Raw genomic sequence first — 15538 nt, 5'->3', positions numbered from 1 at the left:
CCGCTCTCGATAGGGCCGCCGGGAAGGCGCATTGCGCCGAAGAAAAACCGTCGGAAATCGGAATATACGCGACGAATCAAAGGAATAGCAACAAAAATCGCATGATACGACCCTAATTATTGCAGCGCATTCAAACGGTGCGCTTTTATTGGGGCCGCATCAAAAATGAGCATAGAAAACGGCACGCTGAACGTGCCGTCCGCGACCGCCTCGTATCCATCTTTGCCGATAGCGCGCCAACCGACGCCCTACGCGCATCGAACAGGCGAACTCACCCCGCTCGCGGCTCACGCATGCCAAGGCAGGCGGCGGCAAGCAGGTTCCAAGCGCGCAGCAGCGCTATTGCGTCTGCGGCGTCTCGCGCACCTTCTTCGGCCGGCCGCGCGGCAGCGGCGAGACGCGCCGGTTCGCCGCCCTCGCCGCCCATTCTCGATACGACTCGCCGCCGAGCACCCATCCTTTCAGTGTCGCCTGCTGCAGCTCGTTCGCCTCGCGCTCGTCGAGCGGCTGCTCGCAAAGCTCCTTATAGGCGCGCTGCCGCTCGAACGGCGTATTGCCGAGCGACCAGTAAAGCGGGTGGTCCGTGACGAGACTGTCTACAGCCAGGCCGATGTGATGCCGATAACTAGACCATCGATAGTCTTCCGGCGATGTCACGAGGCGCTCGCGAACCGGACAAAGCTCGATCACACGACTGGCAAGCAGGAAGTAGCGCTCCCCTTCGATGACGGTCGCGCGATAGCGACCTTCCCAGAGGGTGCCCCGCCGCGAGTAGCGGCGGTTGAAGTGCGCCACGTAGCGCCTGCCGACCGCCTGCATCGCTTTGGGCAAGCTCGATTCGTCGCTCGGCGTGACGAGGAGCTGCACCGCGCCCGGCATCAGCACATAGGCGTGGACGCCGAGGCGGTGGTCGCGTGAAGCGGCTTTCAAGCAATCGACGAATAGCTCGTAATCCTGCTCGTCGACGAAGGCGGGCTGCTGATCGAGTCCGCGCAGGATCACGTGCTGCGGCTGTTCAGGGACGTAAAGACGTGCAAGCCGTGCCATGCTGGATTCCGTTAAGAACGTTGGTGATGACCCGAAGGGACGACGCGGCGCACGAGCCGCCGCGGTTCCTCGAGCGGTTCCGCCGCAAGCGCGCCCCGCTTAGGGAGAATGCTCTAGCGAGCGCACTTGGTCTGACTCAATCCTTTTACTCATAATAGGCGGGCCTTTTATGGAGGAAGACGCATATGAAACTAAAACAGGCCACTACGGGGGCCGTCGTGGCGCTCGCCTGCGCAACGGCTGCACAAGCACAATCGGCCGGCACGTTCTACGTCACAACGGGGTGGTTCCATCTCTCGCCTCAAAGTTCCAGTGACCAGTTGAAGGTACTCAGCCAGGGCGGCACGCCCATCAACCAGTACCAGCCCAACACCGGCGCCCGGATCGACCAATCGGACACGCTCGGGTTCTCGCTCGGCTACTTCGTCACCGATCACCTCGCCGCGGAGTTCGAGCTTGGCATCCCGCCGAAGTTCGACATCAACGGCGCCGACGGATTCTCGCAGTTCGGCAAACTAGGCAGCGCGCGCCTCTGGAGCCCGGCCGTGCTCTTCAAGTGGAACTTCCGGAAACCGGACGACAAGTTCCGCCCGTACGTCGGCCTGGGCGTCACGCGTGTCTGGTTCACCGATGCGCAGATTACGAACACCACGTTCGAATCAGGCGTCCTAGGGGGTCCGACCACCGCATCGGCAGATCGTTCCTGGGCGCCCGTTTTCAATCTCGGCTTCAACTACAACTTCACCAAGCATTGGTTCGCCGGCCTGTCCGTGTCCTACATCCCGGTCAGCGCGACGGCCGACTTCACGACGTCGCCGTCCGGCCCGCTTGGTACAACGCTACGCACGCAAGCAAAGATCAGGCTCGACCCGATCGTGACCTACGCAAAGATCGGCTACGCCTTCTAGCCTAGTTCAACTCGGGCCGCGCGGTGACCGCGCTGACGCCGCCGCAGCCGCGGCGGCGTCGTGCCGGGCCGCCCAATCGAACCGAATCACTTTTCTACGTGTGTTTCGTCCCATTTTTACGCATGCGCTCGTACCCTCATACGAACCATGGGTCCCGAGCGCGGGCGCCTTCGGCTAGCCGCCCGCTGGCATCGATGTTGCGGCTCGTGGCATTCCCCGCTCTTCGAACGGGGCCTTATCCCGTTATAGGAAAGAAGCTGACGGAGCGACCATGACCGCACTACCGAATACGCGAGACGCGCTCGAAACATCGTGGCAGAGCACGGGACGACACGCCCGCCGTATCGCCCGCCATAGCCGCAACGCCGCCGAGGACATCGGAGGAGAAATGCGCGAACTACTGTCGGAACTGGAGGAAGCCCTCTCTGAAGGCGCGCAGGCCGACGCCGCCCAATTGCGCGAGCAATTGAGGAAACGCATCGACGTGACGAGAGCGCGGCTCGACGGCGCTCGCGCAACGATGCGCACGCGCGCGGTCAACGCGATGGCAGGCGCCAACGACTACGTACGGGAAAACCCGTGGGAAACCGTTGCCGTCGTGGGAGGCCTCGCCCTGCTCACCGGCTGGCTCCTCGCGCGCAGCCGGTGACATCGCCGCAAGCCGCTACGTGAGTGTGTGCTCACGTAGAAGCCAGGAAGTCCGCACCGATCAGATCGATGCGGTCGGTGCAGATCGTGTCGACGCCCCACTGCGCGAGTTCGCGCGCACGGGCGGGGTCGTTGACTGTATAAGCGAGGATGAAGAGCCCCTCGGCCTTGATTTGCTCGACGAGCCGCGCGTCGAGCTTGCGATGATCGGCGTGCAACGAAACGCACTCGAGCGCAGCCGTCTGTGAACGCCAATCGGCGGGCACGCCGCCGAACAGCAAGCCGCGCGGCAACGCCGGGGCCGCGCCGCGCGCAGCCGCGAGCGCCTCGAAGGAAAACGACGACAGCAGCGGCGGCAACATCGCGCCGGCCCAAAGCCGCGCGGCCTCCGTCGCCACGCGGCGCGCCGTCGCCGCCTCGCGCCCCGGACACGGCTTGATCTCGACATTCGCGGCGAGTCCGAGCACCGCGCAGCGTGCGGCGACGGCCTCGAGCGTCGGCATCCGCTCGCCCGCGAAACGGGCGTCGAACCAGCTCCCGGCATCGAGCGCCTCGAGTTCGGCATAGGTCATGCCGGCTGCGTCACCGCGTCCGTTCGACGTGCGGTCCACCTTGTCGTCATGGAGCAGGAAGACGACGTCGTCGGACGAGAGCTTCGCATCGAATTCGATCATGCGCAGCCCGAAACGCGCGCCCGTATCGATCGCCGCCAAGGTGTTCTCGGGCGCGAGCGCGCCGCCGCCGCGATGTGCGACCACGCGCGGGTAAGGCCAACTGTTCGTGTTCATCGTCATCTGCGTTCACTCGTTGCGCCCTTGGCCGCCGCTGCGCTTTTTCGTTTCCGCGCGCTGCCCTTCCGGTAGCCTGTCAGTTCGCTCGCCTGCCCGTGGCCGGATCGAAGAAGTGAAGATGTTCGAGCGGCAAAGCGGCCAGCAGCGTCTCCCCGCGCGTCGGCCGATGTCCGTGCGGAAGGCGAACCGTCACATCGTGATCGCCCCAGCGCCCATGCGCCAGATTGTCCGCGCCGAGCAACTCGCACGAATCGACGAGGAGCGACGCGCGAGGCCCGTCCGCGCGCGGCGTCATGTGCTCGGGCCGAATACCGAGAATCCACTCGCGCCCGCCCTCGAGCGTGCCGCCGATGGCGTGCGCGCCGTCGAGCTCGAGGACCGGCCCGCCGCCGGCCACTTCGAATCGGTTGCCCTCTTGCGACAGCCGTCCTGACACGAGGTTCATCGCCGGCGAGCCGATGAAGCCCGCTACGAAGACCGTCGCCGGCCGTTCGTAGACCTCCGTCGGCGCGCCGATTTGCTCGGCGTGCCCGCGATTCATGACGATCACGCGTTCCGCGAGCGTCATGGCTTCGACCTGATCGTGCGTGACATAAAGGCTCGTCGTCGCGAGCCGCGCATGCAAGCGCTGAATCTCGAGCCGCATCTGCACGCGCAGCTTCGCGTCGAGATTCGAGAGCGGCTCGTCGAAGAGAAAAACGGCTGGCTCGCGCACGATCGCACGGCCCATCGCCACGCGCTGTCGCTGTCCGCCCGAGAGCTCGCGCGGCCGCCGCGACAGCAACGGATCGAGCTCGAGAATCTTCGCCGCCGCCGCCACCCGCGCATCGATCTCGGCGCCGCTCACCCCGCGGATCTTGAGTCCGTAGGCCATGTTTTCGCGCACGCTCATATGCGGGTAGAGCGCGTAGTTCTGAAACACCATCGCGATGTCGCGATCCTTCGGCTCGAGGCCGTTGACGACGCGCTCGCCGATCTTGATCTCGCCCTCGGATACGCTTTCGAGCCCCGCGACCATGCGCAAGAGCGTCGACTTGCCGCAGCCCGACGGGCCGACGAGAACGACGAATTCGCCGTCGCCGATTTCGACGTCGATGCCGTGCAGGACGTATTGCTTGGCATCGTAGGTCTTGCGCACGCGGTTCAAGCTCAATGCAGCCATTCGGTTCGTTCTCCCGAGATCCTGATCCTTAGATAGTGCCCTGGCGGCCGCCGCTCGCGGGACGCCACTTTCATTTTTCCGAATCGACGAGGCCCCGCACGAACCATCGCTGCATCGCGATCACGATGACGAGCGGCGGCAGCATGGCGAGCAGCGTTGCCGCCATTACGTAATGCCATTCGGTGGCCGTGTCGCCGCTCCCGATCATCGACTTGATGCCGACGACAGCCGTCGTCAGCGACTGATCGCTCGTGATCAGGATCGGCCAGAGATACTGATTCCAGCCGTAGATGAACGTGATGACGAAGAGGGCCGCAATGTTCGTCTTCGAAAGCGGCAGCACCACATCGCGGAAAAAGCGCAGCGGCCCCGCCCCGTCGATACGCGCCGCCTCGATCAGCTCGTCCGGCAGCGTCATGAAGAACTGGCGGAAGAGGAACGTGGCCGTGGCCGACGCAATCAGCGGCAGCGTCAAGCCCGCATAGCTGTTCGTCAGATGCAGTGACGAGACGACCTGCACGGTCGGAAAGATCCGTACCTCGACCGGCAACATCAGCGTGATGAAAATCAGCCAGAACGCCGTATTACGCAACGGGAAGCGAAAAAAGACGATGGCGTAGGCCGACAGAATCGAGACGGCGATCTTGCCGATCGAGATCGCGAGCGACATGACGAGACTGTTCATGAGCATCCGTCCGAACGGACTCGCCGCGTTGCCCGTGCCGTGCGTCCATACATAAACCACATTTTCGAGCAGATGCGTGCCCGGCATCAGCGAGAGCGGCACCGAGAAAACCTCGCGCTCGCTCATCGTCGCCGCGCAGAAGGCGACGTAGACGGGAAAGGCGATCACCAGGATGCCGGCGATCAATACCGCATGGCAAAAGAGATCGAAGCCTCTTCGATTCTCGATCATCGGAACCTGCTCCGTGAAATCACGTGTACTGCACCTTGCGTTCGATGAAGCGGAACTGGATGACAGTCAGCGCGACGACGATCACCATCAACACGATCGACTGCGCGCCCGAACTGCCGATATCGAGGCCTTGAAATCCTTCCGCGAAGATCTTGTAGATGAGCGTCTTCGTCGCCTGCGCGGGGCCGCCTCCGGTCGCCGCGTCGATGACGGGGAAGGTGTCGAAGAACGCGTAGACGAGATTGACGACGAGCAGAAAGAACGTCGTGGGAGACAGCAGCGGCAGCGCTATGCCGAAAAATCGCCGGACGGGACCCGCTCCGTCGATCGCCGCGGCCTCGATCAGCGAGCGCGGAATCGCCTGCAGCCCCGCGTAGAAGAACAGGAAGCTGTAGCTGACCTGCTTCCAGACGGAGGCGAGCACGACGAGAAACATCGCCTGCGAGCCGTTGAGCGCGTGATTCCAGACGACGCCGCCCTTCGCGAGCGCATACGTGATGAGGCCGATGCTCGGATTGAAGAGAAAGGCCCATAGCACGGCCGCGATGGCCGGCGCCACGGCATACGGCCAGATCAGCAACGTGCGATAGGCCTTGGCGCCGCGCGTCACGCGATCCGCGCAAGCGGCGAGCAACAGCGAGACGACGAGGCCCGAGCCCGTCACCAGCGCGCTGAAGATCAGCGTCGTCTTGAACGAATCGAGGTAGAGCGGATCCGCGAACAAATGCGCGAAATTGGCGAAACCGACGAATTCACTCGAAGTGCCGAACGCGTCCTGCATTTGCGTCGACTGCCACAGCGCGACACCGGCCGGCCAAAGAAAGAAGACGGCGGTGATCGCGAGCTGTGGCGCGACGAGCAGATACGGCAGCGGACTCGCGGCGAAGCGGGACCGGAAACGATCGCTCATGGCCCGCGCGTGTTACGTGCCCGATTGCTCGAAGCGGCGCAGCAGCTCGTTGCCACGCGACACGGCGGAATCGAGCGCATCCTTGGGCGTCTTCTTCTGCGCCCAGACCTGCTCGAGCTCTTCGTCGATGACCGTGCGGATCTGCGGCATATTGCCGAGACGCAGCCCCTTGGTGAACGGCAGGGGCGGCTTGTTCAGCATTTGCTTGGTCGCCGTGTCCGCGCCCGGATGCTGCGCGTAGAAACCGTGCTGTTCCGCGAGCTCGTACGCCGCTTTTGTCACCGGCAGATAGCCCGTATCCTCATGCCACTTCGCCGCAACCGCCGGCGAGCTCAGATAGGCGAGGAACTTCGCGACACCCTTGTAGACGTTCGGAACCTTGCCCGCGAGCACCCAGAGGCTCGCGCCGCCGATGATCGCGTTCTGCGGCGCGCCCTTCACGCTCGCATCGTACGGCATCATGCCGGTGCCGAAGTCGAACTTCGCATACTTGCGGATGTTCGCGAGCGAGCTCGACGAGTTCGTCATGATGCCGCAATCGCCGCTGTAGAACTTCGAGTTCGCCTCGTCCTTGCGGCCCGCGTAGGTGAACGTGCCTTCCTTCGCCATCTTCTGCAGCATGGCGATATGCGCGATTTGCTGCGGCCCGTTGAATTCGAGCTTGGCGTCGGTGCCGTCGAAGCCGTTGTTCTCGCTCGCGAAGGGCAGACCGTGCCAGGCGCTGTAGTTCTCGAGCTGGATCCAGCTTTGCCAGCCGGTCGTGAAGCCGCACGACATGCCGGCCGCCTTCAGCTTCTCTGCATCGGCAGCCACTTCTTCCCACGTCTTGGGCGGCTTGTTCGGATCGAGGCCCGCCTTCTTGAACGCATCCTTGTTGTAATAGAGCACCGGCGTCGAGCTGTTGAACGGCATCGAAACGAGCTCGTCCGTCTTCGCGTCGCTGTAGTAGCTGGCGACCGTCGGCACAAAGGCCTTTTGGTCGAGCGGCACGCCGGCCTGCTTGAACACGTCCGTCGCCGGGATGATCGCCTTCTTGGCCTGCATCATCGTCGCCGTGCCGACCTCGTACACCTGCAGGATCGCCGGCGCGTTGCCGCTGCGATAGGCCGCGATGCCGGCCGCGAGCGTCTGATCGTAGGTTCCCTTGAAGACCGGCACGATCTTGTAATCGCTCTGGGAGGCATTGAAGTCCTTGGCGATATCGTTGACGCGCTCGCCGAGCGCCGCGTCCATCGCATGCCAGAACTGAATTTCCGTCGCCGCAACGGCGCTTTGGCTTGCCCCGGCGGCAAGCGCCGCGCCGAACGCCATCAAACGAACCCACGTCGAACAACGCTTCATTTGTCTTCTTCTCCTTGGAAAATGACACCTGGCCTGTAGGCCCGCGGGTCATATACCCCACTATGACGTGCCCGCTTTCGCGTTCACGCCCGTCTCGCGAGGCTTGCGGTCAGTGGACCGGGCCTCGCCGTCCTTCGGCAGACCGGGCAGTCTATTGGTCGTTTATGACAAAAAGACGTTGGTATTCCTTGAGCGCATATCGATCCGTCATGCCGGCGATGTAATGGGCAATGCGCCGCGGTTGATCGGTCGGATCGCCCGCGATGTAATCGGGCGGCAAAAGCCGCGGATCGTCGGTGAACGCGTCGAAAAGCCCCGTAATGACGCGCCGCGCCTTGTTGGCCATCCGCATGACGCGGTAATGGCGGTAAAGATTCTTGAAGAGAAAGCGCTTGAGCTCGGCCGCCTGCGCGGCGATCGGCTCGCTATGCGCGACGAGCGGGGGCGCCGCGCGCACGGCGTCGAGCGAATCGGGCGCGTGCTCGAGCAGATTGCGACGCGTCGCCTCGATGAGGTCGACGATCAGCGTGTTGATGATGCGGCGCACCGTTTCATGCACGAGCCGACGTCCATCAAGCCGCGGATGCGCGCGCCGGGCGTCTTCGTAGTGCGTTTGCCAAAGCTCCACTTCCGCGAGCTGCTCGATCGTCAGCAGTCCTGAACGAAGTCCGTCGTCGACATCGTGATTGTTGTAGGCGATTTCATCGGCGATGTTGGCGATCTGCGCTTCGAGCGAAGGGCGCCTACCTTTCAGGAATCGCTCGCCGAGCTCGCCGAGCTTCGTCGCGTTCTCTCGCGAGCAATGCTTGAGAATGCCCTCGCGCGTCTCGAAGCAGAGATTGAGCCCGTCGAATGCGCCGTAATGCTCTTCCAGTTCGTCGACGACGGCGAGGCTCTGCAGGTTATGCTCGAAGCCGCCATACGCGCGCATGCAGTCGTTCAACGCATCTTGCCCGGCATGGCCGAACGGCGTGTGGCCGAGGTCGTGCGCGAGCGAAATCGCTTCGACGAGATCTTCGTTCACGCGCAGGTTGCGCGCGACCGAACGCGCGATTTGCGCCACTTCGAGGCTATGCGTGAGCCGCGTGCGGAATAGATCGCCCTCGTGATTGACGAAAACCTGTGTTTTGTATTCGAGGCGCCTGAAGGCCGTTGAATGAACGATACGGTCGCGATCGCGCTGGAATTCCGTGCGCGCGACGGGCGGGGGCTCCGGGTAGCGCCGGCCGCGCGAGCGCGACGAATGAGCGGCGTACGGAGCGAGGTGCGCTTCGAGCATCGCGACCGTCGGTGCGCCCAATACGCCAGGCGACGGCTCCTCGCGCGCTTCGGTTCGCGACGCGCCGGTCGATTCTTCATGCGTCGGCATCTGCTTCACCTTCCTCCGCCTCCTATTCCAACGTCACGCCAGTTCGGTGTGCTCGGCGCTTGCCCATCGCATCCGACCGCCCCGCGAGCGGGTCAGCCGCTCGCCGCGAGCGTCGCGCGCAGCGCCGCCTCGGGCGCGCTCGTGATCAGCGGCTCACCGAGTCGCTTCAGAAGGATGAACTTGATCGTGCCCGCCTCGGCCTTCTTGTCGCCCTTCATCAATTCGATATAGCGCTCTTGGCCGAGCGCCGGCGCACGCACCGGCAGGCAGGCGGCCGAAACGAGGCTGACGAGGCGCTTGCGCGAAGCATCATCCAAATGACCGAGCCGCACCGATAGATCGGCCGCCATCGCCATGCCGCAGCCGACGGCTTCGCCATGCAGCCATTCGCCGTAGCCGAGACCCGCTTCGATCGCATGACCGAACGTGTGCCCGAAATTGAGAATGGCGCGCAACCCGCCCTCGCGCTCGTCGGCGGCGACAACCGACGCCTTGATCTCGCAGCAGCGCTTGATCGCATGCGCGAGCGCGTCGGGATCGCAACGATTGAGCGCCTCGACGTTCGCCTCGATCCACTCGAAGAACGCCGCATCGGCAATCGCGGCCGTCTTGATGACTTCGGCGATGCCTGCCGCCAGTTCGCGCTCGGGCAGCGTTCGCAAGGCGGCCGTATCGGCCACGACGGCGAGCGGCTGGTAGAAGGCGCCGATCATGTTCTTGCCGAGCGGATGATTGATGCCCGTCTTGCCGCCCACCGACGAATCGACCTGCGAGAGCAGCGTCGTCGGCACCTGGATGAACGGTACGCCGCGCATGTAGCTGGCCGCCGCGAAGCCCGTCATGTCGCCGATCACGCCTCCGCCGAGCGCGATCAGCGTCGTCTTGCGATCCGCATGCCGCTCGAGCAGCGCATCGAAAATGCGGTTGAGCGTTTCCCAGTTCTTGTAAGCCTCGCCGTCGGGCAGCACGACCGTCGATACTGTTTTGCCGAGCGGCGCGAGCGCCGCTCGCAACCGGTCTCCGTAAAGCGGCTCGACGGTCGTGTTCGTCACGATCGTCACGGTGGCGCCCGCGATGTGCGGCGCGAAGAGATCGGTGCGGCCGATGAGATCGGCCCCGATGTGAATGGGATAGCTGCGTTCGCCTAAATCGACACTGACCGTAATCATCAAGGAATTGCTCCGCTAAGCCTCGTCAAGAGTTGACCTGCCGGTTGATGCCGGCCATTTCGAGTTGCATCAGGACCATGTTGACGAGCCCGTTCACCGACGGTCGCCCCGTTTCGACGACGAAATGGGCGCATTCGCGATAAAGCGGGTCGCGCAGTTCGTAAAGCGCCTCGAGCTTCGCCTTCGGATCTTCGGTCTGCAGCAACGGCCGGTTCTTGTCCTTGCGCGTACGCAGCCAAAGATCGTGCGGATTCGCCCGAAGATAGACGACCAGGCCGCGCGTGTGCAGCAACTCCCTGTTATTCGGACGCAGGATCGCTCCGCCGCCCGTGGCGAGCACGATGGACTGGCGCGCCGTCAGCTCGGCGATCATCTGCGCTTCGCGCTCGCGAAAGCCCGCCTCTCCCTCCAGCTCGAAGATGACAGGGATGCGCGCGCCCGTGCGCGCCTCGATTTCATGGTCCGAATCGAAGAACGGCCGATCGAGCCGGCGAGCCACGGCGCGTCCCACGGTGGTCTTGCCGGCCCCCATGAGTCCCACGAAGAAAATATTGGTGTCAGCGCCCCGCTCTTGCAACGGTATTCCTCTGATTGATTCGGACAAAGTTCGTGGCGCAGCTTACTGGCAAAGCCGCAAGCTTGTCGAGTGCGCCATCCGGCCGGGCTCAGCCGGCCCGCGCGGGCCGCCCCGGCGCGCTCGCCACTGTCGCCACCGTATTCCGCATGGCCGGCCGGTCTCAATCGAGTTCGACCACGCGCGGTGTGATGAAAACAGCAAGCTCTTTCGCTTGCTCACGCTGCGCCCGATGGCGGAAAAGTGCGCCCAGAATCGGTATTTTGCCCAACACTGGCACGCCCGTCACATCGTCGCGGTCCTCGGTCTCATAAATCCCTCCGATCGACACGGTGCCGCCGTCCTCCACCTCGACGCGCGTGTGCACGCGTTTGGTGTCGATGGCGGGTCCGGCGGCCGTCTCTTGTCCCACGCTGTCCTTCGCGATTTCGAGGTCCAGAATGACGCGCCCGTTCGGCGTGATCCGCGGCTCCACGTCGAGTTTGAGCGTCGCCCGGCGAAATTGCACGCCGACGCCGTTGCGCACCCGGGCCTGATAAGGGATCTCGGTGCCTTGCTCGACCATGGCCTTGGCCCGATCAGCCGTCACGACGCGCGGGCTCGACACGATCTGGCCCCGTCCCTGCGCTTCGAGCGCCGAAAGCTCGGTCGTGACGAGGCGCGTGGCTCGCGCGGCGAAAAGCGCGAGGCCCACCGCGGCCGCATCGAAACCGCCGAGCGCGCGGGCCGAAAGGTCATGGACGACGCCGTCTTTGCCGCCGGCGAGGCCGAGCGCCTGCGCTCGCGCGCCGCCGCCATCCGCTTTCGCACCGGTCGAGTATAGCGACAGCCGGGCACCCAGATCGCGCGAAAACCCGCGCACACCCTCGACGATGCGCGCTTCGATGAGCACCTGCCGCGTCGGCTTGTCGAGCTCGGCGATCAGGTCGGCCACTTGGGCGAGACGCGCATCCAGGTCCGTCACGAACAACAGGTTCGTGCGTGCGTCGGCCATCGCCCCCCCGCGCTTGGAGAGGACACGTTGCGCGCCAGGTGCCGTCAGCAGGCGCTGAACATCCTCGGCGCGCGGATAGCGCAGCGCGAACGTTCTGCTCGAGAGCGGCTCGAGATCGGCCGCCCGGGCGTGCGACTCGAAGCGCTGACGCTGACGCGCCGCGAGCTCGGCGAGCGGCGCCACCCAGATCACATTTCCGCGTCGCGCCATCGCGAGCCCATTCACATCGAGCAGCGTGTCGAACGCGGTACGCCACGGCACGTTATCGAGGTGAAGCGATACCGAGCCGCGCACTTTCTCGCTGGCCACGATGTTGAGGCCGGTGAAGCGCGCAAACGCTTCGAGGACGTCCGCGAGCTCCGCATGGCGGAAATGAAGCGTGATCGGTTTGTCGTCGTCCGCGTAACCGTCCCGCTCGCCGATCCGGCCTTTATGCGAGTCGCTGACGCGCTCGGCCGGTGCGAGCGGCACGGGCGGCCCCTCGAGCGCCTGCCGCGGACCGGGCAACGCCTGGCCGGGCTTTTCATCCGGCGCCGCGGCGGTTTCGGCAACGCCAGTGGACGGAAATTCGCGAGCGGGAACCGAAGCGCGCGCTTCGCCGACATCAGCGTCCGGTCGCGCGCCGATGTGGGCTGCACCGGCACCGGCACCGGCACCGGCACCATCGCTATTGTGGTCACTGACGCGATCGAGGTCATCGTCGTCGCTATCTTCGCCGTCGTCGTAAGCGTCCTGGTATGACACGGCGTCCGTCATCGCCGGCGGCAGTGGCGGCAGTGGCGGCAATGCCGCGTGCGCGAAAGCGACGGCCATGGACGAAGCGGCGGACAGACAGACCAAAATTCGCCGGTTCTTCATGAGATCGATTCCCTCTCGAGCTTCATCACGCGCCGTTGCTCCCCGCTTGCGAGCGTCACACCGCGCGCGTCGATACTGACGACCTGCTCCGTACCTATCGTCTGGCCAGGCCAGTAGATGGCCACGCTATCGGCGGTCGCGAGCAACGCGAGCCCATGCGCCCGCGCTTGCTCGTGCATGAGCCCGACCAGACGGATCTCGGTCGCGCCCGCTCCCTCACGAGCGCCCGGCGCGGCCGCGAACGGATCGGCGAACGGACCCGGACCGCTATCGGCCTTGACGGCCTCGGCAATCGCCGCCTCATCGGCAAGCGAGTCGCCTGGCAGTGCGTCGTACACCTGCAGTGTCGCGTCGATCGCGAGTCCGTGTTGCGCGGGCTCGAGCTGCAGTGCAACCGGCACGGCGAGTGCCGGGAGGTCCGGCAACGCCCGCATGAATGCAAGAAGCGAGGCAAAGTCACCATGTGCCGCGACCCGCACGGCCCGCGCCGCCCGAATGCCGTCTGAGCCGACCGCGCCCGGTTCGAGGGCGCCCAGCGTCATGCCGCTTCGCTGCGCGAGGGACGAAATGGCCTGCCACATTGCTGTCGGCGAGCGAGACGCCGTATCGCGAGAAGCATCGCTCTCGATCGCCGCCTTTTTCATTGCCGGCAACCGCTCGAGTGCGGCGCGTGCCTCTTCGACGCGTCGCTCGAGATCCGCCAACGCGGCTCCGCTGCCAGCCGTCGCACCGACACCGACCGCGCGCCAACCGTGCGCGCCGAGTGCGAACGCAGTGGCGGCAAGCGCGACGTATGCGAGAAGCCGATGCTTCCCGCTCCAACGTTCGGGAGGCGACGCAAAGCTTGCGAGCCATCGACGGAATCGCTGTCCGCGGGGCCCCGGTCTGTGAGCTGCGCGTGCCATCCCGCGGAAGAATCCGCCGCCGTCTTTCTTCGCAACCGCGATCATCGGCGCCCTCGCCTCGAGTCCCTGGTGCTGGACGGAGCGTCGGCAGGCCCCTCACCCTCCCACTGCAGCCGTGCCGCGATGTCCACGGCGGAAGGGCTGCCGGCGCCGGCGGCCGATCGCCAATGCGTTATTTCAGCCGCTCGAACGCCATCCGCCCGCCCTAATCGCTCGATCCATGAGGTGGCGGCGGGAACATCGACGGCAGTCGCGTCGAGGGCGAGCCCCTTGCCGGTCAGCGTCAAACGACGCAGCACGACGCCGGGATTCGGCGCGCGGCTCAGCGTCTCGGCGATACCGACCAACCAGGCGCGCGGCTTCGCCAGTTGAGCGCCAATCGCCCTACGCTCGCGGGCCTCCGCGTCCGCACGCTCGAGTTGTCGGTACTCGCCAAGCGGCGCCGCGAAGTCGGCGAGCAGCGCTTGCAGCTCCGCTCGCCGCCGCATCGAACCCGACGCCCCGAATGCATCGCCCCACCCGGTCCATGCGAGCGCGGCAAGCGCGCCGAACAGCACAGCCGTGGCCGCCTGAGCGATGAGTCGGCGACGCCGGCCGCGCGTGACGTTGTGCCGGTAAGGCAGCAAATTGAAGCCGCCGATACAAATGCCGATAGGCTGCCCGCCCCGGCCGGGCAATAGCCTTGCGATCATTCGTACACCCCGCGCAGGGCGAGGCCGAACGCGACGGCGAACGTCGGCGCCTGCGCCCAGCGATAGGCGTCGCCCAACCGATGGTGCGCGTTTGCATCGAGAAACGACGCACACTCGAAGGGGAACACCGTGCACCCGAGGAGATCGCCCACGTCGGCGAGCGTCATCCCGCATTCAGCCAGCACCTCCAAGTCGCCTCCGGTCATCAGGCATCCGAGCTCTTCGCCGTCGGTCAGCGCGCGCAGCGCGGCCGGTAAATCCGGGTGCTGGGGCGCCGGATACCGCATATAGGCTTCGACTGCGTCGTCGGCGATACGCCAACCGTAGACGCCGTCGCCGCCCACCCAGACCGCGGCGTAGCGTTCGCTTTCCCGCATTTCGTAATGGGCCGCGTAGCAGAGCGCACGCAATGCAGCGGGCGGCTCGCCATCGATCGCGCTCAAGGCGATTCCCGCGGCCGCGGCGGCCTCGACACGTGCTTCGAGGTGCCGCCGAGCCGCCGCGGCAATCGTCACTCGCGCCGCGCCATCGCCCTGCGACGAGGCACCGCCCGGGCCGCAGCCGCGATTGCTTTCGTCGACGAACCAGTCCACCGCCAGCGCCTGGCGTTCGATGCCGGCCACCCGTTCAGCGTGGGCGTACACGGCGGGTTCGAGTTCCGCAAGGGTGTCCATGGACACCCCGCCGATCGCATCAGGCGGCGAGAGGTTCATCGGGATTGAGTCGATCAGCGTGGCGCTGCCGGGAAGCGCCATCGAACACGACAGCAGGCCGGTGGCGCGGCGCCGTGGCCACTCGGCGAAAAGCGCCGCGATCGCGCGCGAAACAGCGGCGCTGTCCACGATTTCGACACCGGACATGGCGGCGCGCTCGAGCGGGACCGCGCCCAGCCATTCCACCCGGACCGACGCCTCGCGTCGCGTGCGACGGCTCAGCACGACGAGCCTGACCTCGGACGCGCTCACGTCGATGCCCGCGGCGAAGCGGCGGCTGAATGGCTGGGGAAGGGGCGAGCACAACAGTTCGTTTGCAACCAGCATGAGTTCTCCTTGCTAGGCCCGGCCGGCTTGGCCGTGGCGTCGTTCGCGTCGGAGAAATTCTGCAGAGCGCGCGGCCGTCGCGACATTCGACCAAATGGCCAACGCGGCCGCCCGTGCGAGGGGCACGACGATCGAGCGCCCGGCACGCCGACCGTTGGGACTTCACGCTTGTCCGCTCGGCCAGCGGTGTCGAAACGGTCACCGTTCGCCCGCT

Annotated in this window: 15 protein-coding genes; 2 read left to right on the top strand and 13 right to left on the bottom strand. The window is 65.3% G+C overall.

Features of this window, described 5'->3' with window-relative positions; translation table 11 throughout:
- Positions 1-339 precede the first annotated feature (339 nt).
- Positions 340-1047 carry a transposase gene (locus C9I57_RS23755; protein WP_107153053.1) on the bottom strand — a complete coding sequence of 236 codons (708 nt, stop codon included), beginning with the start codon at positions 1045-1047 and terminating at the stop codon, positions 340-342.
- 185 nt (positions 1048-1232) lie between these two features.
- Here C9I57_RS23755 and C9I57_RS23750 point away from each other — a divergent pair, with 185 nt between their 5' ends.
- Both C9I57_RS23750 and C9I57_RS23745 read left to right on the top strand, forming a co-directional pair.
- Entirely contained in the window at positions 1233-1955 is a 723-nt protein-coding gene (locus C9I57_RS23750) for an OmpW/AlkL family protein (RefSeq protein ID WP_107153052.1), read from the top strand.
- 271 nt (positions 1956-2226) lie between these two features.
- Positions 2227-2604, top strand: a complete 378-nt coding sequence (locus tag C9I57_RS23745; RefSeq protein WP_107153051.1) for a DUF883 family protein — start codon at positions 2227-2229, stop codon at positions 2602-2604.
- A gap of 31 nt (positions 2605-2635) precedes the next feature.
- On the opposite strand, the gene ugpQ is transcribed toward C9I57_RS23745, so the two are convergent.
- From ugpQ to pilM, 12 genes are all read right to left on the bottom strand, one after another.
- Entirely contained in the window at positions 2636-3397 is a 762-nt protein-coding gene (ugpQ, locus tag C9I57_RS23740; protein WP_107153050.1) for a glycerophosphodiester phosphodiesterase, read from the bottom strand.
- Between the two features lie 73 nt (positions 3398-3470).
- A complete protein-coding gene (locus tag C9I57_RS23735; protein WP_107153049.1) occupies positions 3471-4556 on the bottom strand; it encodes a sn-glycerol-3-phosphate import ATP-binding protein UgpC in 1086 nt (361 codons plus the stop codon).
- A 70-nt stretch (positions 4557-4626) separates the two neighbouring features.
- Positions 4627-5472, bottom strand: a complete 846-nt coding sequence (ugpE, locus tag C9I57_RS23730) for a sn-glycerol-3-phosphate ABC transporter permease UgpE (RefSeq protein ID WP_107153048.1) — start codon at positions 5470-5472, stop codon at positions 4627-4629.
- 19 nt (positions 5473-5491) lie between these two features.
- Positions 5492-6382, bottom strand: a complete 891-nt coding sequence (gene ugpA, locus C9I57_RS23725; protein WP_107153047.1) for a sn-glycerol-3-phosphate ABC transporter permease UgpA — start codon at positions 6380-6382, stop codon at positions 5492-5494.
- Between the two features lie 12 nt (positions 6383-6394).
- Positions 6395-7723, bottom strand: coding sequence for a sn-glycerol-3-phosphate ABC transporter substrate-binding protein UgpB (ugpB, locus tag C9I57_RS23720; protein ID WP_107153046.1), 1329 nt, complete (start codon positions 7721-7723; stop codon positions 6395-6397).
- A 151-nt stretch (positions 7724-7874) separates the two neighbouring features.
- Entirely contained in the window at positions 7875-9023 is a 1149-nt protein-coding gene (locus C9I57_RS23715; RefSeq protein ID WP_440130246.1) for a deoxyguanosinetriphosphate triphosphohydrolase, read from the bottom strand.
- 161 nt (positions 9024-9184) lie between these two features.
- Positions 9185-10261 carry a 3-dehydroquinate synthase gene (gene aroB, locus C9I57_RS23710; RefSeq protein WP_107153044.1) on the bottom strand — a complete coding sequence of 359 codons (1077 nt, stop codon included), beginning with the start codon at positions 10259-10261 and terminating at the stop codon, positions 9185-9187.
- Positions 10262-10286: 25 nt separating this feature from the next.
- The gene (locus C9I57_RS23705; RefSeq protein WP_107153174.1) at positions 10287-10793 is read right to left on the bottom strand and encodes a shikimate kinase; all 507 of its coding nucleotides are present in this window, start codon (positions 10791-10793) and stop codon (positions 10287-10289) included.
- 205 nt (positions 10794-10998) lie between these two features.
- On the bottom strand, positions 10999-12687 hold the full coding sequence (locus C9I57_RS23700) for a type IV pilus secretin PilQ (RefSeq protein ID WP_258187793.1): 1689 nt from the start codon (positions 12685-12687) through the stop codon (positions 10999-11001).
- On the bottom strand, positions 12684-13637 hold the full coding sequence (locus C9I57_RS23695) for a hypothetical protein (protein WP_107153043.1): 954 nt from the start codon (positions 13635-13637) through the stop codon (positions 12684-12686). Before C9I57_RS23695 ends, C9I57_RS23700 begins: the two co-directional genes overlap by 4 nt.
- On the bottom strand, positions 13634-14284 hold the full coding sequence (locus C9I57_RS23690; RefSeq protein WP_107153042.1) for a PilN domain-containing protein: 651 nt from the start codon (positions 14282-14284) through the stop codon (positions 13634-13636). Before C9I57_RS23690 ends, C9I57_RS23695 begins: the two co-directional genes overlap by 4 nt.
- Complete coding sequence (gene pilM, locus C9I57_RS23685) at positions 14281-15324, bottom strand: pilus assembly protein PilM (protein WP_107153041.1); 1044 nt, start codon at positions 15322-15324, stop codon at positions 14281-14283. Before pilM ends, C9I57_RS23690 begins: the two co-directional genes overlap by 4 nt.
- Positions 15325-15538: the final 214 nt, after the last annotated feature.

Source organism: Trinickia symbiotica, assembly GCF_003028655.1.
In the GTDB taxonomy this organism is placed as follows: domain Bacteria; phylum Pseudomonadota; class Gammaproteobacteria; order Burkholderiales; family Burkholderiaceae; genus Trinickia; species Trinickia symbiotica_A.
Note: the sequence above shows the minus strand (reverse complement) of the source record. Positions and strands in the feature narration are given on the sequence as shown.